14 protein-coding genes are annotated in these 22,063 nt (G+C 63.7%); 6 read left to right on the top strand and 8 right to left on the bottom strand.

The genetic code is table 11. The features are described from left to right. Positions 1-81: 81 nt before the first annotated feature. The 4 genes from G8E10_RS06920 to G8E10_RS06905 form a co-directional block, all read right to left on the bottom strand. Positions 82-1,176, bottom strand: a complete 1,095-nt coding sequence (locus G8E10_RS06920; RefSeq protein WP_110802561.1) for a LacI family DNA-binding transcriptional regulator — start codon at positions 1,174-1,176, stop codon at positions 82-84. A 168-nt stretch (positions 1,177-1,344) separates the two neighbouring features. Then, positions 1,345-1,827, bottom strand: a complete 483-nt coding sequence (greA, locus tag G8E10_RS06915) for a transcription elongation factor GreA (RefSeq protein ID WP_110802523.1) — start codon at positions 1,825-1,827, stop codon at positions 1,345-1,347. A gap of 27 nt (positions 1,828-1,854) precedes the next feature. Next, positions 1,855-2,802: an MYG1 family protein gene (locus G8E10_RS06910; RefSeq protein ID WP_110802525.1), complete on the bottom strand. Its 948-nt coding sequence runs from the start codon at positions 2,800-2,802 to the stop codon at positions 1,855-1,857. 97 nt (positions 2,803-2,899) lie between these two features. Continuing rightward, complete coding sequence (locus G8E10_RS06905) at positions 2,900-3,295, bottom strand: winged helix-turn-helix transcriptional regulator (protein ID WP_110802527.1); 396 nt, start codon at positions 3,293-3,295, stop codon at positions 2,900-2,902. 121 nt (positions 3,296-3,416) lie between these two features. Between G8E10_RS06905 and G8E10_RS06900 the strand changes: the two genes are divergently transcribed. Continuing rightward, positions 3,417-4,430, top strand: a complete 1,014-nt coding sequence (locus G8E10_RS06900) for a zinc-binding alcohol dehydrogenase family protein (protein WP_110802529.1) — start codon at positions 3,417-3,419, stop codon at positions 4,428-4,430. Positions 4,431-4,479: 49 nt separating this feature from the next. On the opposite strand, the gene G8E10_RS06895 is transcribed toward G8E10_RS06900, so the two are convergent. Both G8E10_RS06895 and G8E10_RS06890 read right to left on the bottom strand, forming a co-directional pair. Next, the gene (locus G8E10_RS06895) at positions 4,480-4,671 is read right to left on the bottom strand and encodes a hypothetical protein (RefSeq protein WP_110802531.1); all 192 of its coding nucleotides are present in this window, start codon (positions 4,669-4,671) and stop codon (positions 4,480-4,482) included. Positions 4,672-4,718: 47 nt separating this feature from the next. After that, on the bottom strand, positions 4,719-5,765 hold the full coding sequence (locus tag G8E10_RS06890) for a substrate-binding domain-containing protein (protein WP_110802533.1): 1,047 nt from the start codon (positions 5,763-5,765) through the stop codon (positions 4,719-4,721). 300 nt (positions 5,766-6,065) lie between these two features. Here G8E10_RS06890 and G8E10_RS06885 point away from each other — a divergent pair, with 300 nt between their 5' ends. Both G8E10_RS06885 and G8E10_RS06880 read left to right on the top strand, forming a co-directional pair. Continuing rightward, positions 6,066-7,559: a sugar ABC transporter ATP-binding protein gene (locus tag G8E10_RS06885; RefSeq protein ID WP_132714829.1), complete on the top strand. Its 1,494-nt coding sequence runs from the start codon at positions 6,066-6,068 to the stop codon at positions 7,557-7,559. Next, positions 7,556-8,614 (top strand): ABC transporter permease, encoded by a 1,059-nt coding sequence (locus G8E10_RS06880; RefSeq protein ID WP_167128115.1) that lies wholly within the window; start codon positions 7,556-7,558, stop codon positions 8,612-8,614. The genes G8E10_RS06885 and G8E10_RS06880 overlap by 4 nt, the downstream gene beginning before the upstream one ends. 113 nt (positions 8,615-8,727) lie before the next feature. On the opposite strand, the gene G8E10_RS06875 is transcribed toward G8E10_RS06880, so the two are convergent. Further along, positions 8,728-15,087 carry a hypothetical protein gene (locus G8E10_RS06875; RefSeq protein WP_167128112.1) on the bottom strand — a complete coding sequence of 2,120 codons (6,360 nt, stop codon included), beginning with the start codon at positions 15,085-15,087 and terminating at the stop codon, positions 8,728-8,730. Between the two features lie 635 nt (positions 15,088-15,722). Here G8E10_RS06875 and G8E10_RS06870 point away from each other — a divergent pair. The 3 genes from G8E10_RS06870 to glf all read left to right on the top strand — a co-directional run bounded on the left by G8E10_RS06870 (position 15,723) and on the right by glf (position 20,381). After that, a complete protein-coding gene (locus G8E10_RS06870) occupies positions 15,723-17,765 on the top strand; it encodes an O-linked N-acetylglucosamine transferase, SPINDLY family protein (protein ID WP_110802976.1) in 2,043 nt (680 codons plus the stop codon). Positions 17,766-17,869: 104 nt separating this feature from the next. Next, entirely contained in the window at positions 17,870-19,126 is a 1,257-nt protein-coding gene (locus G8E10_RS06865) for a DUF6250 domain-containing protein (RefSeq protein ID WP_110802970.1), read from the top strand. A gap of 97 nt (positions 19,127-19,223) precedes the next feature. Next, positions 19,224-20,381: a UDP-galactopyranose mutase gene (glf, locus tag G8E10_RS06860; RefSeq protein WP_110802969.1), complete on the top strand. Its 1,158-nt coding sequence runs from the start codon at positions 19,224-19,226 to the stop codon at positions 20,379-20,381. A gap of 18 nt (positions 20,382-20,399) precedes the next feature. On the opposite strand, the gene G8E10_RS06855 is transcribed toward glf, so the two are convergent. Then, on the bottom strand, positions 20,400-21,878 hold the full coding sequence (locus G8E10_RS06855) for an MDR family MFS transporter (protein ID WP_110802968.1): 1,479 nt from the start codon (positions 21,876-21,878) through the stop codon (positions 20,400-20,402). Positions 21,879-22,063: the final 185 nt, after the last annotated feature.

Raw genomic sequence — 22,063 nt, 5'->3', positions numbered from 1 at the left:
TATTTCCTAAACTTTGCGCAAGGGCAACAGAAATTTAGTAAATATTTATCGCGCTGCAAAAGAGGTCTGCTGCGACTGCGGTCACAGGGCCCCGGGAGCCCGGCAGCTGCCGCGCCAGATCGTCTCGGTCGGGATCGTCACCATCTTGGCATAGCTGCGACCGCCTAGCCGCTCGAGCAGCAGGTTGACCGCGGTCTCGCCGATATGCTCCCCGTGGATCTTCACGGTCGACAGCGGTGGCGTCAGGAATTGTGCCACGGGGATATCGTTGAAGGAAACGATCGCCACGTCGTCGGGGATCGACAGGCCAGCCTCGCGCGCGGCGCGGTAGGTGCCGATCGCCATATTGTCGTTCGCGGTCAGGATGATATCGGGTAGCGGGCGCCGGGACAGGAGTTGGCGCGCGAGTTCGTAGCCGGTTTCGAGCCGCAGGTTCTGCCCGGAATCGCAACTCTCGCCGAGCACCAGAAGTTCTGTGTCGAAGGTGCCGCGCGCCGTCTGCCAATCGATATAGGCCTTGCAGCGCCGCTCGCCAAAATGCTGGGTTTCCCCGTTCAGATGCTCGTAGCTGCCGATGAAGGCGATCCGCTCATAGTCGAGATGATGAAGCGTATCCAATACCTTGTGTGTCGCGGCAACGAGATCGCTATGCACACAGTCGAAGCGGTCGGACGATGGCACGAAATCGGCGAAGACGACATGGCGACAATGCTCGTCGAGCCAGGCGATCTCATTGTCCGAGTGCTTGCCGATGACGATGACACCGGCGACGTCCGCCAGAAGCGCTGCGTCCGGCAGGGTATCGGAATGGAAGACCTTGACGATATCGGTGCGCAACTCGCGACACCGGTTCTCGATGCCGAGGCGAACGCCGACATAATAGGGGTCGGCCACCTCGTCGGACGGTTCCAGGAAATGGACGATGGCGAGCCGAGGAAGGATGCTTGGCTCGGCGCCACCGTGGTGACCGGCTCCGTTCTGCGCCGCCTCCTGCTGCAAAGCCTCGCTCTGGCGGGCGCGGTTGCGGGGGGTGGCGTAATTCAGCGCCTCCGCCGTCTCGATGATCGCCTGCCGCTTGGCGGCGGAAATCGAAAGAGCGGGATCGTAGTTCAGGACGCGGGACACCGTCGCGGAGGACACGCCGACAGCTTTCGCGATTTCCTTGATGGTGACCATGAGATGCTGAAGCTCGATGCTGAAAGCCGGTGACGGGACGAAGCAACTTGCCCCATTGTCCACTCGCTGTCAGTAAATATTTACCGGCTTTCGAGCCAGGGTCGGAGATTTTTACCGTAGGTCCACTGCGCCACGCTGCTCATCCTTGAAGAGGATTATCGCGCCACATCACGCAATGGCGACGATCTCCAGCTCCTGACCATTGACGCTGACGACATCGCCCACGGCCTTGCCGATCAAAAGGGCCGCCACCGGCGAGACATGCGAGATCGTCCCGCCCTTCGGATCCGCCTCGTCCTCGCCGACGATCCGGTAGGTCTGAACGCGGCCGTCATCGCGGGAAAACGTTACGGTGCTGCCAAAGGCGACGCTGGCCGAGGACGTCGGTTCCGGCATGACCTGCGCGGAGCGGATGCGGGCCGAGAGATAGCGCAGGTCCCGCAGTGGCGTTGCCGTCTGCCGGCGCTTCTCGTTGACGTCTTCGATCAGGTTCGCCGCTGTATAGGCGGTCCGTGCCTGCTCCAACTGCGCCTCCAGCGCCGCAAAACCCTCCTGCGTCACGAGGTTCGGATGCGCCGAGATCGGACGGTCGGGAACGAGCGTTTCCGATGCCGTCTCGAAGCTTTCTTCCTTGGTAAAGGCGACGCTCATTCCGGACCTCCCTGCATCGCGCCGCGATCAGGCGACGGCGGCGACGCTTGCTTTCTCGGCCAGCGCTTCGGCGACGGCGATCTCCGCCAGAGCCATAGCTGCCTCGCGCGTGCGGGCGGCTGCGATGAAGCGGCCCTTGTGGCAGAAGCTCGCGCCGGCCACGCCGCTGGCTGCCTCGAGGTCGGCATTCGTCAGCCCGGCCCAGGCGGCAGGCAGGTCTGCGCGAAGCTCGAAGCCCTCGTCCGCGCGGCGAATACCCGTGACGCACCAGTCCTTGTCACGCGGGTGCACAACGAAGAGCAGCTGATCGGCGCCGGCCTTCACCACCGCCGAACGGAAGGGCATGCCGAGCGGAAGCTCCAGAATGTTCCCCTGCCCTGCCGCCTCGATCGCGCTCATGACCAGCGCCTCCGCGCGCAGCTTGGCCGCAGACTTGCCGATGCTGGCCTCTACGAAGCTGCGCGCAATGGCGAGCGCGGCATGAAAGCTTCGGTTTTCCGCGTCCGGGTCGGCTTCGTCGAAGACAGGCTTCAGCGTTTCGAGCAGGGCCGGAAGCGTCAGGCCGGCGAGAAGGCCTGCCGTCGAGGGGCTGAGCGCGCCGTTATCGACCAGATCGACCGGCAGGACGAAGCTGCCGTCGAAGGCGGCATGGATCGTCGCGACATGCGCCTCGGGAACACTGGACGCACGGAGGTAGTCCTGTCCGAAATGCCGCCAGATCAGGCCGAAGGAGCTGTAGGGCTGACCATCGTCCCGCACCGGTGCGCCGCGCTGGTGATGGTCGAAGATGCGTGTCTCCGCGTCATAGGCGCCGCCGACATCGTAGACGATCCTGTCCGCGCCGGCCGTGATCCATTCCGGCGCCCGGCTGCGAACGATCCGCGCCTCGGGATAAAGCCGTGTCAGGATGACGCTCGAGAGAAGCTCATCGGCATGGAAGCCACCGGAATGGGTGACGAGATAGGTAAGGGTCATGCCGGATGCCTTGTTCTGTCGGGACGTTCGCGCCTGCGCGTGCCCATCAGATAGACGCTCCGTCCCCTGATCTCAACCGGTTTCGAAAGCGCCTTCTTCAGGCCCCAACGCTGTCGGCGGATGCCGCCTCATCGGGGTTGGCGATCTTCGGCTTGCCGTAGAGGCCGAGATTGGCGTCTCCCCACTGCTTCAGCGCCAGCAGCACCGGCTCCATCGACCGGCCGAGCGGCGACAGGCTGTATTCGACCTTCGGCGGAACCTGCGCATAGACCTTGCGCGAGATCAGGCCGTCATCCTCCATCTCGCGCAGCTGGTTGGTCAGCATGCGCTGCGTCATGTTGGGGATGATCTTGCGGATCTCGTTGAACCGGAGCGTGCCCGACAGGAGATGGAACAGAATGACGGATTTCCACTTGCCGTCGATCAACCCGATCGCTGCTTCCACCGAGCAGCCGGGGCTGCAGTCGAACCGGGAATGCCGGACCTTCGCCATGACGGTATCCTTTTCGACACTATGTACTCTCTTTGTGCGTATTCCATTCTGTCGAGCGTATGCGCATATCAAGCAGGAAGCAACCGGATGGGCCGGCAGCAAGAAGACGAGGAACCTGATCATGAAAGCAGTCGCCTACACCAAGGCCGGCACCATCGAGCGCGACGACGCGCTCATCGATGTCGAAATCTCCAAGCCGACGCCCGGGCCCCGCGATCTTCTGGTCGCCGTGGATGCGATCTCGGTGAACCCGGTGGATACGAAGATCCGGAAAAACGTCTCGCCCGAAGCCGGCGCGCATAAAGTGCTCGGCTGGGATGCTGTCGGTCGAGTCGTGGAGGTGGGCGCCGCCGTCGCAGGGTTCAAGCCTGGCGATGCCGTCTACTATGCCGGCTCCCTGCTGCGGCCGGGCGCAAACAGCGAATTCCATCTGGTCGATGAGCGGCTTGTGGGCAGGAAGCCGTCCTCTCTATCGAATGCCGAAGCCGCCGCTTTGCCGCTTACGGCCATCACGGCGTGGGAAATGCTGTTCGATCGTCTCGACGTGCGCAAGCCGGTCGCGGGCGCGGCAGACGCCATTCTCATCATCGGCGGCGCCGGCGGTGTCGGATCGATCGCCATCCAGCTCGTGCGTGCCCTCACAGGCCTGACCGTCATTGCGACGGCGTCACGGCCGGAGACGCGGGATTGGGTCCGCGAGCTCGGCGCGCATCACGTCATAGATCACAGCAAACCGCTCGCAGACCAGATAACCGCGCTCGGCATCGGCGCCCCGGCCTTCGTGTTCTCCACCACGGAAACGCACCGTCATCTCGCCGAGATCATCAGCCTCATCGCCCCGCAGGGCCGCTTCGGCCTGATCGATGATCCGGAAAGCCTCGATGTCACCGGCTTCAAGCGCAAGGCCGTGTCCATTCACTGGGAGCTGATGTTCACCCGCTCGATCTTCGAAACGCCCGACATGGACGAGCAGGGCAAGCTGCTTACCGAGGTCGCTGCCCTGATCGACGCCGGCAAGATCCGCACGACGGTGACGGAGGTGCTGCGACCGATCAATGCCAAGAACCTGAAACAAGCGCATGCCGTGATCGAAAGCGGCAAGGCGCGCGGCAAGATCGTGCTCGAAGGCTTCTGACCTCAAGCCCCTGCCGACCTCCGGCAGGGGCTGAAGCTCGCACGGGGATTTAGCAGCTCGCGCAATGGCGCAAGGCGCTGATCTCCCGCGAGAGATCGCGGATCCGGACCTTCAAGTCCTGCCACGTACCGTCATCCACGTCGTCATCGCCGAAGCAACGCCGCTCCTCGTGGAGAAACAGGCGGGTCTCCAGATCATCGCGCAGGCTTTCCAGCCGCAGGACATGTCCTACTCCTGCCATATCGTTTCCTCCTGCGAGGTTGCTTTTTAGGAGTCTCCGACGGCGGCTCAGAATGCCGCGGCGGGGATCCAGTCGGCCGTCACGGCTGCACTGGTCGAGAAGGCGGGGATCTTCCGGGCGAGGTCCTCGACCGTCTGGACACCGGCTGCCCGAAGCTCGTCCTGCGTGATCAGCAAGGGCTCCACGACGATCCGGGGCGGTACGGGCTGTCCGGCGATCTGCAGCGCCACCGCGCGGATCGAAACCGCGCCGACGACGGCCGGATTGGTCGCAGCCGTCGCGACCCAGGGGCTACCGGCCTCGGTGATCTCCTGGATATCGGCGGTGGAGACATCCGCCGAGTAGATCTTCACCGCGTCGGACCGCCCGAGATCGGCAAGCGCCAGCTTTACCCCGCGCGCGAACTCGTCATAGGGCGCAAAGACGACGGTAATATCGGGGTTTGCCTGCAGCGCGGCCTTGGCCTGGTCTGCGGTTGTCGCGGCCGTGGTATCGCTGACACTGCCGAAATGCGCCTTCTGTTCGATACCGGGATTTGCCGCCTTCACCTTTTCCCAGACCTCGTTGCGGCGGTCGAGCGGCGCGAAGCCTGCGACATAAACGTAGCCCGCCTTGAAGGCCGTCCCATTGTCCTTGATGGCCTTGTCGAGAGCGAGTTCGGCGAGGCGGTGGTCGGATTGCTCCACCTGCGGGATCTTCGGATTGTTCAGATTGACGTCGAAAGCGACCACCTTGATATTCTTGCTCAAGGCCTGCTCGACCACATCGCCCAGCGATTCCGGCAGGCCGTGATCGATCACGATGCCATCGACACCGAGGTTGATCGCCTGAAGAATCTGTTCGCGCTGTTCGCTCGCGTTCTGGCGGCCGGGGAACACCCTGAGATCGACGCCGAGCGCCTTGGCCTGCGCTTCCGCTCCCGCCTGATAGGCCTGGAAGAAGTCTCCGGCGGAGATGTAGCTGATCAGGGCGATCTTTGCGCCTCCCTTGTCGAACGGTGCGGGCGCGCCGGGAAGTCCTGCTGCCTGCGCAGGCAACACGAGAAAAAGAGGGAGCGTGGCGGTTGTAAGGGCGAGACGGAGGAAGGGCTTCATGGTCGTGGGTTCCCGTTGAACGACGCCGGATCGAGCGTTGTCCTATCAGGCCATTTAGTCTAGTATAATGGTAGATAATAAATAGCGTCATTCTCCGCGTTTGCGGATGCATTTTGCAAATGCTGTGCCCGACGTAGAACGCGGAACACCGACGCTCTCCCCCGTGAATGTGCACGAAAAGCGGCCACACCGGCTCCAACGCAATAATATTCTACAAACTCACTCGACTATAACAGGGGCACGCCTTGTCGGAGGTCCATGGGTGCGGCACGCCTTGCCGAACATCCGGAGACCCTCGTCATGCCGCTTCTCGATATCCGTTCGCTTTCCCTCTCTTTCGGCTCCACACGCGCCCTGGACGCTGCCTCGCTCAGCATCGAAGCCGGCGAAATCGTTGCTTTGATGGGCGCGAACGGCGCGGGCAAATCGACGCTCGTCAAGATCCTCTCCGGCGTCCAGAGAGCCGATAGCGGCGCCGTTCTCTGGAAGGGCCTGCCCTTTGCTCCGGCAAGCCCTGCGGCGGCCGGTCGCGCCGGGGTGGTCACCGTGCACCAATCGACGGATGTCGTTGGCATTCCCGATCTCACCGTTGCCGACGCGCTGATGCTCGACTGCTTCATCGACGGCCGCCAACCCTTCTTTCTCTCCACGGCCTCGGTCCGCAGATCGGCCGCCCGTCTTCTGAAGGGAACGGGCATCGACCTACCTCTCGACCGTCGTTTCGGCGATCTCGGCACAGCAGATCGGCAGATGGTAGCCATTGCCCGCGCGCTCTCCAACAAAGCCGAACTGCTGATCCTCGACGAACCCACCGCAAGCCTCTCGTCGCTGGAAAGCCAGAGGCTTTACGCGCTCTTGCGGGCATTGAAGGCCCAAGGCCTAGCCATTCTCTACATCTCCCACCGCACGGCCGATCTTCAGGCGCTGGCCGATCGCGTCGTCGTCCTTCGTAACGGACGCGATGTCGGGCGCTTCGCGCGGCCGATCGATTTCGACGCCGCCATCGAGGCGATGATCGGGCGACCACTACCCGCGGCCGAAACACGAGGGGCTGCAGCGCCCGGTAAACCTCTCCTCCACCTTCACGGCGCCGCCCTCCTGCCCGACAGCCTACCGTTCGACCTGACGGTTCACGAGGGCGAGATCGTCGCCATCACAGGCGTCCTTGGGGCGGGCAAGAGCCGGCTTCTTTCGACCCTGTTCGGCGTTTATCCCCTGGCGTCCGGTAACATGACGCTTGCCGGCATGCCCTACCGTCCGAAAGGACCGGCCGAGGCCATCGCCGCCGGCGTCGTGATGGCCGCCGAGGATCGCCATCGCTCGTCTCTGATGCCGGCTGGCTGGCCGGGCGAGAGCATCGCCGAAACGATCAGCCTCCCGCATCTGGCCCGCTGGTATCCCTCCGGCCTGATCGACACACGACGGGAAAACCGCGAGGCCGCGAGGGCCATCGAACGGCTGGGGATCAAGGCGCGCAGTCCCGATGCCTCGGTCTGGTCGCTGTCCGGCGGCAACCAGCAGAAGGTGGTTCTCGCCCGTTGGGATGCTGCCGTCAGCCGCATCCTGCTTCTGGACGAACCCTTCCAGGGCGTCGATATCGGCGCACGCCAGGATATCATCGACGCGCTGCGCAGCCAGCGCGGGCGGGCCACCCTGATAGCCACATCGGATCCGGACGAAGCGCACGCCGTCGCCGACCGCGTCCTCACCCTCTCCCGCCACACGATCGAGACCGCTGCGCACGGTGAGATCACCGAGCCGCAGGCACTTCGCGAACAAAAGGAAGACGCATGATCCCGCAGGACCCGGCACACGCCGCCTCTCCCCTTGACCCGAACAGCACCACCTCATTGCGTCTACCCGGTCTGGACGCGATCCGCGAAGCGGTTCGTAGCAGTGCCGTATTCCTGCTGTTGGCCGTTCTCCTGATAGTCTTCGCGGTCGCGCAGCCTGCCTTCCTCACGGTCGGCAATCTGATGAGCATTTTGCAGGGCGTCTCCGTCGTCGCCATTATCGGCGCCGGCGTCACCGTGACGCTGGCCATCGGCGAGTTCGACCTGTCCGTCGGCGCGGTCGCCGCTTCCAGCGTCATGGCCGCAAGCTACGCGATGATCGTGCTCGGCTTGAACGCGACGGAAACGGTGGTCCTCGTGATCGCTTTCGGGGCTCTCGTCGGCCTGTTCAACGCGTTGCTCATCGTCCGCCTCGGGGTGCCCGATCTCCTGGCAACGCTATCGACGATGTTCCTTCTCACCGGCTTGCAACTGATCCCGACCGCAGGCCGCTCGATTTCGGCCGGCCTCATCCTGCCGGACGGCACGACGGCCACCGGGCGGGTCGATCCTTCTTTCCTCCCGATCGGCCGATCCAGTCTTTGGGGAACCGTCCCCATTCCGGTCGTCATCATGGCGGCGCTCGCCGTTGTCCTCTTCGTCCTCACCGAAAAGACCCGCTTCGGCCGCGTCCTCTTCGCCACCGGCGGCAACGAGATCGCTGCGCGGCTCGCAGGCGCGAACACCGCGCGTATCAAGACCATCGCCTATGTGCTTTCGGGTGCCTTGGCCTCTGTCGGTGGCATCATCGTCGCGGCACGCGTCGGTCGCGGCGATGTCTCCTCCGGCGCGTCCCTCCTCATGGATTCGGTCGCCGCCGCGCTGATCGGCTTTGCGGTGCTCGGCCTGCGGCGTCCCAATGTCTTTGGCACCATCATCGGCGCAGTTTTCGTCGGCGTGCTTCTGAATGGGCTGACCATGCTGAATGCCCCCTACTACACGCAGGACTTCATCAAAGGTGCCGTCCTCGTGGGAGCGCTGGCGCTGACCTACGGGGTTGCGCGGAACCGGCTGTAGGCCACCGTTTTTCAGACGACGTTCGCCGGCTGACGCATGTGCATCAGCCGGCGGGATCTTGATATTGGAAGGATCACCGCCATCCGGGACAAGCCCGAATGGCGGTATGTGTTTTAGATCTGCTGGTAGGCGATGACGATAGCGTTCATCTGCTCCGTGTCGAACGCGGCGACCTGGGTCGTCGTGAAGGCCCGTACCTGCGTGGTCGACAGGTTGCCGATATCCGCCGTCGAGAGCCCTGCCAGTGCCCGGAGGTTGATGGCAGCGATATCGCTCGTCGAGAAGGCCAGGAGGTCCTGCGAGGACAGAGCAGCGATCGCTGCCGAGCCAAGCACAGACACCTGGGTAGCTGTCAGCGCACCGATCTGGTCGGACGACATGGCATCCAGCTGCGCGGTCGAGAGCGCGGCAACAGCGCCGGTACCCAGGGCTGCGACCTGATCGGTCGAGAGCGAGGCCAGACCGTCGGTCGTCAGAGCGCCGACCTGTGCCGCCGTCAGAACCTTGACCTGCGCCGTCGTGAGGCCGTCGATCTGGGCCGTCGAAAGCACCTTGATCTGAGCCGTGCCGAGAGCGCTGGCCTGTGCCGTCGTCAGACCGCTCAACTGGGTAGACGTCAGGGCCGCGATGTTCGCCGTCGAGAGGCTCGACAACACCCTGGCGCTGAGAGCCGAGATTTCCGTCGATGAGATCGTTGCCATGTCGACGGTTTCAAGGCCTGCAGCCGCTGCCGACGAAAGCGCCGCCAGCTGCTTGGTATCGAAGGCATCGAGCTGCACGCTGCTCAGAGCGCCGATCTGCGTGGAGGAGAGGGAGGCGATCGCCGCCGTGTTCAGGGCTGCGACCTGATCGGTGGAGAGTGAAGCCAGACCATCCGTTGTCAGGGCGCCGACCTGAGCCGCCGTCAGGACCTTGACCGCCGCCGTCGTCAGGCCGTCGATCTGGGCCGTCGAAAGCACCTTGATCTGGGCCGTACCGAGGGCACCGGCCTGTGCCGTCGTCAGACCGCCGAGCTGGGTGGAGGTCAGGGCCGCGATGTTCGCCGTCGAGAGGTTCGACAACACCTTCGCGTTGAGAGCCGAGATTTCCGTCGACGAGATCGTTGCCATGTCTGCCGTTTCGAGGCCGGCTGCGGCTGCCGGCGACAGGGCCGCCAGCTGCTTGGTATCGAAGGCATCGAGCTGCACGCTGGTCAGAGCGCCGATCTGCGTGGAGGACAGCGCGGCGACCACGGCCGTGCTCAACACTGCGACCTGATCGGTCGAGAGCGAAGCCAGACCATCCGTTGTCAGGGCACCGACCTGTACCGCCGTCAGGACCTTGACCTGCGCCGTCGTCAAGCCGTCGATCTGGGCCGTCGAGAGCACCTTGATCTGGGCCGTACCGAGAGCGCCAGCCTGTGCGGTCGTCAGACCACCGAGCTGCGTGGACGTCAGGGCCGCGATGTTGTCCGTCGAGAGCTTCGACAACACATTAGCGTTGAGGGCCGAGATTTCCGTCGACGAGATCGTTGCCATGTCGGCCGTTTCAAGGCCGGCGACGGCTGCCGGCGAAAGCGCCGCCAGCTGCTTGGTGTCGAAGGCACCGATCTGCACGCTGGTCAGAGCGCCGATCTGTGTCGAGGACAGCGCGGCGACCACGGCCGTGCTCAGCACTGCGACCTGATCGGTCGAGAGCGAAGCAAGACCATCCGTTGTCAGAGCGCCAACCTGTGCCACCGTCAGGACCTTGACCTGTGCCGTTGTCAGGCCGTCGATCTGGGCGGTGCTCAGGGTGCGCATCTGGGCAGCGGTCAAGGCGCCGGCCTGTGCCGTCGTCAGGCCGGCCAGCTGGGTGGACGCCAGGGCAGCGAAGTTCGCCGTGGACAGGCTGGCGAGCGTCTTGGTGTTGAGGGCGGAGATCTCGGTCGAGGAGATGGCCGCGATGTCAGCGGTTTCCAGGCCGGCAACGGCCGTGGACGTCAGGGCTGCCAGCTGCTTGGTATCGAGGGCACCGATCTGGGCCGTCGTCAGTGCAGCGATCTGGGTGGAGTTCAGCGCGCCCACGGCGGCCGAGCTGAGTGCTGCGACCTTGTCGGTGGCAAGCGTTGCAATCACGCTCGACGACAGGCCGGTGATGGCCTTTGCGCTGAGCACGGCGATCTCGCTGGTCGAGAAGGCCGCGAGATCTTCGGATGCGAGGACCGCCAGATCTTCCGAACCGAGTTCCGCGATCTGTGCAGCATTGAGCGCGCCGATCTGGGCGGAGCTCATGGCGCTCAGCTGGGCGGTCGAAAGAGCAGCGATCGTCTTGACGTCCAGCGCTGCGACCTGATCGGTCGAGAGCGAGGCGACACCATCCGTGGTGAGCGCGCCGACCTGGGCCGCCGTCAGAACCTTGACCTGCGCCGTCGTCAGACCGTCGATCTGGGCCGTCGAGAGCACCTTGATCTGCGCCGTGCTGAGCGCACCGGCCTGTGCGGTCGTGAGACCGCCGAGCTGCGTGGACGTCAGGGCTGCGATGTTGTCCGTCGAGAGCTTCGACAAAACATTGGCGCTGAGAGCCGAGATTTCCGTCGACGAGATCGTTGCCATGTCGGCTGTTTCGAGGCCGGCCACGGCTGCAGCCGACAGGGCCGCAAGCTGCTTGGTATCGAAAGCACCGAGCTGCACGCTGCTCAGAGCACCGAGCTGCGTCGAAGTCAGCGAGGCGATTACGGCCGTGTTCAGGGCTGCGACCTGATCGGTCGAGAGCGAGGCCAGACCGTCCGTGGTGAGAGCACCGACCTGAGCCGCTGTAAGAACCTTGACCTGCGCCGTCGTCAGACCGTCGATCTGAGCCGTCGAGAGCACCTTGATCTGGGCTGTGCCGAGAGCGCCGGCCTGAACCGTCGTCAGACCGCCGAGCTGCGTGGAGGTCAGGGCCGCGATGTTTGCCGTCGAGAGGTTCGACAGAACCCTGACGTTGAGAGCCGAGATTTCCGTCGACGAGATCGCCGCCATGTCGGCCGTTTCAAGGCCGGCGACGGCTGCGGGCTGCAGGGCAGCCAGCTGCTTGGTGTCGAAGGCATCGAGCTGCACGCTGCTCAGAGCGCCGATCTGGGTCGAGGACAGGGCGGCGATCGCGGTCGTGCTCAGGGCTGCGACCTGATCGGTCGAGAGCGAAGCCAGACCGTCCGTGGAGAGAGCGCCGACCTGTGCTGCCGTCAGAACCTTGACCTGCGCCGTCGTGAGGCCGTCGATCTGTGCCGTCGAAAGCACCTTGATCTGGGCTGTGCCGAGCGCACCAGCCTGTGCCGTCGTCAGACCGCCGAGCTGGGTGGAGGTCAGGGCTGCGATGTTCGCCGTCGAGAGGTTCGACAGAACTCTGGCGTTGAGAGCCGAAATTTCCGTCGACGAGATCGTCGCCATGTCGGCCGTTTCGAGGCCGGCGATGGCCGCAGGCGACAGGGCCGCAAGCTGCTTGGTATCGAAAGCACCGATCTGCACGCTGCTCAGAGCGCCGATCTGCGTCGAGGTCAGGGAGGCAATGGCCGCCGTGTTCAGGGCTGCGACCTGATCGGTCGAGAGCGAGGCCAAGCCATCGGTCGTCAGAGCACCGACCTGTACCGCCGTCAAAACCTTGACCTGCGCCGTCGTCAGGCCGTCGATCTGGGCCGTCGAAAGCACCTTGATCTGAGCCGTGCCGAGCGCACCGGCCTGTGCCGTCGTCAGACCGCCGAGCTGTGTGGAGGTCAGAGCCGCGAAGGTGGTCGTGGAGAGGCTCGACAGAACCTTGGCGCTGAGGGCCGAGATTTCCGTCGAAGAGATCGTTGCCATGTCGGCGGTTTCAAGGCCGGCGACGGCTGCGGCCGACAGGGCCGCCAGCTGCTTGGTGTCGAAGGCATCGAGCTGCACGCTGCTCAGTGCACCGATCTGCGTGGAGGACAGGGAGGCGATTGCCGCGGTGCTCAGCACTGCGACCTGATCGGTCGAGAGAGAGGCCAGACCATCCGTGGAGAAAGCACCCACCTGTACCGCCGTCAGGACCTTGACCTGTGCCGTCGTGAGGCCGTCGATCTGTGCCGTCGAGAGCACCTTGATCTGGGCCGTACCGAGAGCGCCGGCCTGTGCGGTCGTCAGACCACCGAGCTGCGTGGACGTCAGGGCCGCGATGTTGTCCGTCGAGAGCTTCGACAACACATTGGCGCTGAGAGCCGAGATTTCCGTTGACGAGATCGTTGCCATGTCGGCCGTTTCGAGGCCGGCGACGGCTGTAGCCGATAGGGCTGCAAGCTGCTTGGTATCGAAGGCACCGATCTGCACGCTGGTCAGAGCGCCGATCTGTGTCGAGGACAGCGCGGCGACCACGGCCGTGCTCAGCACTGCGACCTGATCGGTCGAGAGCGAAGCCAGGCCGTCCGTTGTCAGAGCGCCAACCTGGGCCACCGTCAGGACCTTGACCTGCGCCGTTGTCAGGCCGTCGATCTGGGCGGTGCTCAGGGTGCGCATCTGGGCAGCGGTCAAGGCGCCGGCCTGTGCCGTCGTCAGGCCGGCCAGCTGGGTGGATGCCAGGGCAGCGAAGTTCGCCGTGGAAAGGCTGGCGAGCGTCTTGGTGTTGAGGGCGGAAATCTCGGTCGAGGAGATAGCCGCGATGTCGGCGGTTTCCAGGCCGGCAACGGCCGTGGACGTCAGGGCTGCCAGCTGCTTGGTATCAAGGGCACCGATCTGGGCCGTCGTCAGCGCAGCGATCTGGGTGGAGTTCAGCGCGCCAACGGCGGCCGAGCTGAGTGCTGCGACCTTGTCGGTGGCAAGCGTTGCAATCACGCTCGACGACAGGCCGGTGATGGCCTTTGCGCTGAGCACGGCGATCTCGCTGGTCGAGAAGGCCGCGAGATCTTCGGATGCGAGGACCGCCAGATCTTCCGAACCGAGTTCCGCGATCTGTGCAGCATTGAGCGCGCCGATCTGGGCGGAGCTCATGGCGCTCAGCTGGGCGGTCGAAAGAGCAGCGATCGTCTTGACGTCCAGCGCTGCGACCTGATCGGTCGAGAGCGAGGCGACACCATCCGTGGTGAGCGCGCCGACCTGGGCCGCCGTCAGAACCTTGACCTGCGCCGTCGTCAGACCGTCGATCTGGGCCGTCGAGAGCACCTTGATCTGCGCCGTGCTGAGCGCACCGGCCTGTGCGGTCGTGAGACCGCCGAGCTGCGTGGACGTTAGGGCTGCGATGTTGTCCGTCGAGAGCTTCGACAAAACATTGGCGCTGAGAGCCGAGATTTCCGTCGACGAGATCGTTGCCATGTCGGCTGTTTCGAGGCCGGCCACGGCTGCAGCCGACAGGGCCGCAAGCTGCTTGGTATCGAAAGCACCGAGCTGCACGCTGCTCAGAGCACCGAGCTGCGTGGAGGACAGTGCGGCGACCGCCGCCGTGCTCAGCACCGCGACCTGATCGGTCGAGAGCGAGGCCAGGCCATCGGTCGAGAGAGCGCCGACCTGTACCGCTGTCAGGACCTTGACCTGCGCCGTCGTCAAGCCGTCGATCTGGGCCGTCGAAAGCACCTTGATCTGGGCCGTGCCGAGAGCGCCGGCCTGTGCGGTCGTCAGACCCCCGAGCTGCGTGGAGGTCAGGGCCGCGATGTTCGCCGTCGAGAGGTTCGAAAGAACCCTGCCGCTGAGGGCGGAGATTGCCGTCGACGAGATCGCCGCCATGTCGGCCGTTTCAAGGCCGGCAGCGGCTGCAGGCTGCAGGGCAGCCAGCTGCTTGGTGTCGAAGGCACCGAGCTGCACGCTGCTCAGAGCGCCGATCTGCGTGGAGGACAGGGAGGCGATCACGATCGTGCTCAGGGCTGCGACCTGATCGGTCGAGAGCGAAGCCAGACCGTCCGTGGAGAGAGCGCCGACCTGGGTCGCCGTCAGAACCTTGACCTGTGCTGTCGTGAGACCGTCGATCTGGGCCGTCGAGAGCACCTTGATCTGGGCTGTGCCGAGTGCGCCGGCCTGTGCCGTCGTCAGGCCGCTCAGCTGCGTGGAGGTCAGAGCCGCGAAGTTCGAGGTGGAGAGCGTTGCAATCGACCGTGCGCTGAGGGCCGAGATTTCCGTCGACGAGATGGTCGCCATGTCCTCGGTTGCAAAGCCGGCAAGTGCGCCGGCGCTCAGTGCGCCGAGCTGAGCCGTCGTCAGACCGTCGAGCTGGCCGGAGGAAAGAGAGGCAACCTGAGCGGATGACAATGCCGCGACCTGGCTGGACACCAGCGTTGCAAGCTTGCTGCTGTCGAGAACGGCGAGCTGCCCGGCCGTCAGACCCGTTACAGCTGCAGCGGAAACCGCGCGAAGCTGTGTCGAGTTGAACGCTGCCAGGTCTTCCGTAGCGAAAGCCGCAATCTGATTAGAGGAAAATGCAGCAATCTGCAGCGAAGTCAGAGCACCGACATCGCTGGTCGTGAACGACGCGATCGTGGAGGTATTGAGAGACTGAATCTGTTTAACGCTGAGAGAAGATACAATCGAGGTCATGGGTGCGCGCCTTCATCGTTCAAGGATTAATATTCTTTCCTCTCCGATGCCTGCGGCGGAAGGCGTAGCCTCGCGTCACAGAGCCTATGATGCGCCGGGCATCTTCAAACGATCGCCATGGCTGCTGCCTGCTCCATCGGGCAAGGCACAGGGTGGCGCTCATTCGAGCGGAAAGAATATCTGGAACATGGCTCATAAGAGCCTGACGTGGGGGCGGCATCATGCATGCAGAGTTAGAGACTCTGCTTCCCACACCTGGAAGTATCAATAAATTCGAAGTCTGTGAATTCCCCTGCGGACGCCCCCGTATCCCACGAAAGGGGATACCGATCTGTCCACGTCCCAATTTGTATCGCGTCACCTTCTAATTTTCGGTTAAAACGCAACCTAAAGAAATAGTTTAAACGTCCGTTCCCTCGTTACATCGGGTAACTTGCGCGGAGGTGGCGCCTTTCAAGCCGATACAGGTACGTCTTCCGACACGTGCCCGACAAGCAAGAACATTCGGCCGGTTAAGCTGCTTCCGCGTCGTTGTGCGCTGCGGCCGCAAGCTCAAGGCAAGGCAACGCCGCTAAGGGTCGAGGCAGTACCGTCTCCGCAATGCGGCCGTCAGGCCCACGATCAATGTGATGTCCATGGTTATTCATAATACCTTTGCCTCAGCACACCAATCGATGCTTGCCGCCGCCCTGGAACGTGCACGCCAACAGCAACTCTCCCTTCTGGAGCTCTTCCAGATCGCCGAGGAGCTGAACGCGAGCAACCAGAAGGCCGCGGCCGCAAAGCTCTACAGTACCTGGATCGCATTCAACGACAACAGCCCGGTCCTGCATCTCGCCTACTTCAACTACTCGGTCACGTTGCGGGGTCTGGACGATATGCCCGGCGCCATCAACGCGCTCCAGGCCAGCCTCAAGATTTCGCCGCTGATGGGCCAGGCGCGCATCAATCTCGGCCGCACCTTCGAGGACAGCGGTCTGAACGCCCAGGCCGTGCAGCAGTGGCAGCAATATGTCGCCGCGACGCAGGATATCACGCCGGAAAAGATCGGCTATCGCCTGATGGCGCTCCAGCATATCGGCCGCGTCATGGAAGGTGTTGGCCTGCTTGAGGATGCCGAAGCCATCCTGTGGCAGGCGATCGAGCTTCGTCCGGACCGCACCGAGGCGGCGCAGCATTGGCTGTCGACGCGCCAGCACCAGTGCAAGTGGCCGATCGTCACCACGTCGGAATATGTGACGAACCGGCAGCTGCTTGAAGCCTTTTCGCCGCTGCCCCTCGCCTGCTACACAGACGACCCCATCTTCCAGATGGCAAAGGCCTATCGCTACAACAAGCATCTCGTCGGCCGTATCAATGCCCGCGACATGCTGCGCCCGGCGCCTGCCAAAAAGGCCGGCACGACGGAACGCCTGCGGATCGGCTACGTCTCCTCGGACCTCCGCGACCATGCCGTCGGCTTCGCGCTCAGCGAAGTGCTGGAGCTGCACGACAAGACGCGCGTCGAGGTCTTCGCCTACTATTGCGGCGAGCCGCGTACCAACGACGCCACCCAGACCCGTATTCAGACGGCCGTCGATCACTGGCATGACATCGCCGCGCTCAGCGATCTCGATGCCGCCAAGCAGATTCTCGCCGACGAGATCGACATCCTCGTGGACGTCAACGGCTACACCAAACACGCGCGCACCAAGATCTTCGCCTATCGCCCGGCGCCTGTGATCGTGAACTTCTGTGGCTATCCCGGAACGATGGCGAGCCCGGTTCATCAATATATCATCGCCGACGAACAGATCATCCCGCCGGAAAACGAACTTTACTACACCGAAAAGGTCCTGCGCATTCCCTGCAACCAGCCGGTCGACCGGAAGCGCAAGATTGCGGCCAAGCCGACACGCGAAGAGGCCGGCCTGCCGGAAGATGCCTTCGTGTTTGCCTGTTTCAATGGCTCGCAGAAGACGACCGCTGCCTGCTTCACGCGCTGGATGGCCATCCTTGCCGCCGTTCCCGGCAGCGTGCTCTGGCTGCTCGGTGCCTCGGAGCCCGTCAACCAGCGGCTTCGGCAGCTGGCGATCGACCATGGCGTCGAGCCGGATCGCCTCATCTTCGCGCCCAAGGCTCCCAACGCCTTCCACCTCGCCCGCATCGGCGTAGCCGATCTCTTCCTCGACACGTTCCCCTACGGTGCGCATTCCACGGCGGCCGACGCCGTGACCATGGGCCTGCCGGTCCTGACGCTTCGCGGCAAGGGCTTCGCGTCCCGCTTCTGCAGCAGCATCCTGTCCGCAGCCGGCATTCCCGAAATGATCTGCGAAACGCCGGATGCCTATGTCGCCAAGGCGATTGCCTATGCCCGCGACCCGGAGAGCCTGCTGGCCGTGCGCCGTTCGCTGCAGGCGCAGCGGGAGACCTGCGCGCTGCGCGACATCCCGGCGCTGGTGCGCCGTCTCGAGGAACTGTACTGGCAGATGCAGGGCGAAGGCGAGCGCGGCGAGATCCCCGTGCCGCGCCTCGACAATCTCGACATCTACTACGAGGTCGGCGTCGATTTCCTGTCCGACCCGGTCGAATTCGAGACTGACGCGAGCTACCGGGAGCGTTACCGCCAGGAACTCGCGCAGCGGCACGCTTATGCGCCGATCGCCCGGGACACCCGCTTCTGGACCGATACCGACTGATCCAGCGTGCTGCCGGGGGGCAGACGCAGGCGACGGTAAGCGAGACCTTCCGGCACTTCGCCGCAACCAGACGAACGACGACATCGACGAGAGGGCAGGACGACATGAACCCCGTGATTTTGGTCACTTTTGCCGGCCGCCAGCAGCGGATGGAGATCCTGACCCAGTATATAAGGAAAGCGCTGGAAGCCGGGATCATCGACGAATGGCATATCTGGGATTTCACCCGTTCGGCCGAGGATCGCGCCTGGGTCACGAAGGAATTCGGTCCGGTACGCTTCATGGGCCCGAACGCCTCCTACCAGCATAAGGGCTCGGTCAGCCGTCTCTCGTCGTTCCGCACTACGGCAAAGATCCAGAGCGACCTGCACATCGCGATCGTTCCGAACGACAAGACGAGCGATGCCTACGAACTCGTCATCGGCGGCTGGAACAACACCCACTCCGCCCTTCGCCGCATCACCGAGGCCGATCTCACCAGCTTCTCGCGCGACACGCATCCGCTGATCTGGACCCGCTCGACACCCGGCGTTCTGTCGCCGGGTCTGGCCAATCACGTCGTTCTGAACCTGGATGAAACAGGCGTTCCGACCCTCCACGTCAACGGCGTGATGGTCGGCACCTGGCCCGACATTCAGCTGCCGGGTGGGGCGTCGATCATGGTTCGCGGCGGCTGGGGCTCCGACCTCGAGCTCTGCGACGTCCAGAGCCCGGTTCGCCGCTATGTCGGCAACGAGAACGAGAGCACGCCCTACTGGCAGGCCTACAGCTATTACACCAAGCGCCTCAGCGCGTTCACGGACGCCGTCTTCCTGAAGTGCGACGACGACGTCGTCTATCTCGATCTCGATAATCTCAGTAAGTTCATCGCGTTTCGTCGCGACAATCCGCATTACTTCATCGTGTCGGCGAATGTGGTCAACAATGGCGTCTGCGCCTACTGGCAGCAGGAAGCGGGCTCCCTGCCTGCCACGCTCGGCCAGTTCGAGCGCCCGCCTGGCGGCTTCGGCGGCAGCCTGTGGCAGAGCGCAGAACGCGCCACGCGGCTGCACGACTACTTCCTCGGCAAGACCGAGAAGTCGCTACCCCTGCCGAGCCCCGTCATCGACTGGCACGAGCGCCAGTCGATCAATTTCATCGCCTGGCTCGGCAAGGACCTCGTCCATATGGCTCTGCCGAAGTGCGACGACGAATATGCGCTGACGGTCGATCTGCCCAACTACCTGAACCGCCCGACGGCCATCTATTCCGACTTCACGGTGAGCCACTTGAGCTTCGGGCCGCAGGAAAACGGCCTGGCGCTCGAGCGACTGATCGACGGCTACGACGCGCTGATGCGCACCAACCTTGCGGCGGCCTAGAGCAATTCCGTTGGACAGGGGTTCAAATGCCCTGACGTAACGACATATCCGTGTCGGACCGGCATGGGTCAAGTACGATAAAAGACGAGGAAGCGACATGGGCGGGAACGGGAAAATTGCGGTGGTCGGCGCCGGCCTTTCGGGTGCCGTCATCGGGCGTGAACTAGCGCTTGCAGGCTATAGCGTCGAAATCTTCGACGTCCGCGACCACATCGCCGGCAATTGCTACAGCGAGCGGGATGCCGATACCGGCGTGATGGTCCACATCTACGGACCGCACATCTTCCATACGGATGACGAAGAGGTCTGGAACTACGTCAACCGCTTCCAGACCTTCATGCCCTATAAGAACCGCGTGAAGACGACGGTGGACGAGCAGGTCTTCTCGCTGCCGGTGAACCTGCACACGATCAATCAGTTCTTCGGCAAGACCTTCCGGCCCGACGAGGCCCGGGCCTTCATCGAGGAGAAGGCCGACAAGACCATCGCAGATCCGCAGACGTTCGAGGAGCAGGCACTGCGTTTCGTCGGCCGCGAACTCTACGAGGCGTTCTTCAAGGGCTACACCGAAAAGCAGTGGGGCTGCTCGCCGACGCAGCTGCCGGCGTCCATCCTCAAGCGCCTGCCGGTGCGCTTCAACTACGACGACAACTACTTCTTCCACCGTTTCCAGGGCATGCCCGAGAATGGCTACACGGACATGGTGGCGGGCATTCTCGATCATCCCGGCATCACGGTCCACCTCGGTACGCGCTTCGACAAGTCGCAGAACGATGCCTATGATCACGTCTTCTATTCCGGCCCGCTCGATGGCTACTTCAACTATGAATTCGGCCGGCTGGGATATCGCACGCTCGATTTCGAGCGCTTCACCTACGAGGGAGACTATCAGGGCTGCGCGGTGATGAACTACGGCGATCCGGATGTTCCCTATACCCGCATCACCGAGCACAAGCACTTCTCGCCATGGGAAAGCGTTGCCGGATCGGTCTGCTATCGCGAATTCTCCCGCCTCTGCGGTGAAGACGACGTGCCGTTCTATCCCATCCGGCTGGTCGAGGAAAAGCAGCTTCTGGCGTCTTACGTCGAGCGGGCGGAGGCGGAAACCTCCGTCACCTTCGTCGGTCGTCTCGGCACCTACCGCTATCTCGATATGGACGTGACCATCCGCGAGGCGCTGGATACGGCGGCACTTTACAGGAAGAAAACAGCTGACAACGCTCCCGTTCCGGCCTTTCTGCATTCGCCGCTCTGAGCGTTCTGACGAGCCTCGTCAGGCCTTGGCTTCGACCGCTTCCGCAGGCTGGTCCTGATCGAGACGCTTCGGCACCCAGAGGCAGACGGGGACGATGAGGACCGTCATGACGAACATCACCAGGAAGGTGACGTGGAGCGCCGCCTGCAGAGCCATGCGGACGGGAACTGCATCGATCGCCGCTGCACCTGTCCCGTCGAGCAGTCCGCGCAGCTGTTCGGGGGAAATCGCGCCGATGCCGCCGGCATGCGCAAGGCCGTAGCTGAGCACCGCACCCAGAATGGATGCACCCAGCGTGCTGCCGAGGTTGCGGGAGAACACGTTCGACGCCGTGGCGCTGCCGCGCTGCGACCAGCCGACGCTCTCCTGGGTGATGACCAGCGCGCAGATGTTCAGCAGGCCCATGCCAACCCCCATGATCAGCGACCCCGCGCCGGCCTGGGCCGGCGAGCTTTCCGGCGTCAGCAGCACGAGCAGGAAGGCCCCGATGGGGATGAGGAGGCTTGCGACGAGCATGATCGGTCGCAGCCCGAAACGCGGGAACATGCGTGAGGCGAACGTGGCGCCGGCCGGCCAGCCGAGGAGCAGCATGGTCAGCGCGAAGCCGGCCACCAGAGGCGAACGGTCGAGCACCGTCTGCACATACATCGGCAGAAACGTCGTCAGCCCCATGATGGCCATGCTGGCAAAGAAGATGGCGATGTTCGATGCCGCGATCGGCCGGCGCAGCCAGAGATCGGGCGCGACCATCGGTGCTTCTGCACGACGCTCCTGCCAGAGGAACAGACCGAGACTGACGACGAAGACCAGCACGGCCACGATCGTGTAGACCGGCGTCGCAGCCTCCACCTCGGTCAGCGCCACCATGAGCGCAGAGATGGAAACGGCGAAGAGCGCTGCGCCGAGAATGTCGATCGACGCGGTGCGCGTCCGCTTCTCCTCGTGCAGAAAGCGGATGAAGCCGAAGGCCGCGAGGATGCCGACGGGAATGTTGATCCAGAAGACCCAGGCCCATGGCAGGCTGTGAATGATGAAGCTGCCGAGCAGCGGCCCGACGACGGCGGACAGTGCCCAGACACTCGCGAGATAGCCCTGCACCTTGCCGCGTTCGCGTCCGGGAAACAGGTCCCCGATGATCGTCATCGCGACCGGCTGGATCGCACCGGCGCCAACGCCCTGCAGCAGGCGGAAAGCGATCATCGACGGCATGGACCAGGCAAAGCCCGCAAGCAGCGAGGATGCGAGAAAGACGGCGATGCCGAAGAGTACGATCGGCTTGCGACCGTAGATATCCGAAAGCTTGCCGAACACGACGGTCGTCGCCGTCTGCGTCAGCAGGAAGGCGGAGAACACCCAGCTGTAGAGGTTGAGCTGGCCCAGTTGTGCCGCGATTTGCGGCATGGCGGTCGAGACGATGGTTGCCTCGATCGCGATCATCGCCATGCTTGCCATGATCGCGGCAACGACGAGGCCGCGGTGAACACGTTTTTCCGTCATGAATCGGTTCCGGAGCGCCTTGCCGGCGGAGAGGGAGGGACATCGGCGGTCGGACGGCCGTCAGTAGACGACGGCATGCGCCAGCGCACCTTTGCAGGCGCCGACTCTGCGTCGGTCGAGATCGGATCTCGCTTCCCTGAACTGGACCCGTCGATCTTATCGGTCAAGCCCGATAGTTTGCAAAA

Origin of the sequence: Ferranicluibacter rubi (genome assembly GCF_011603255.1) — a bacterium.
Classification (GTDB): Bacteria; Pseudomonadota; Alphaproteobacteria; order Rhizobiales; family Rhizobiaceae; genus Ferranicluibacter; species Ferranicluibacter rubi.
Note: the sequence above shows the minus strand (reverse complement) of the source record. Positions and strands in the feature narration are given on the sequence as shown.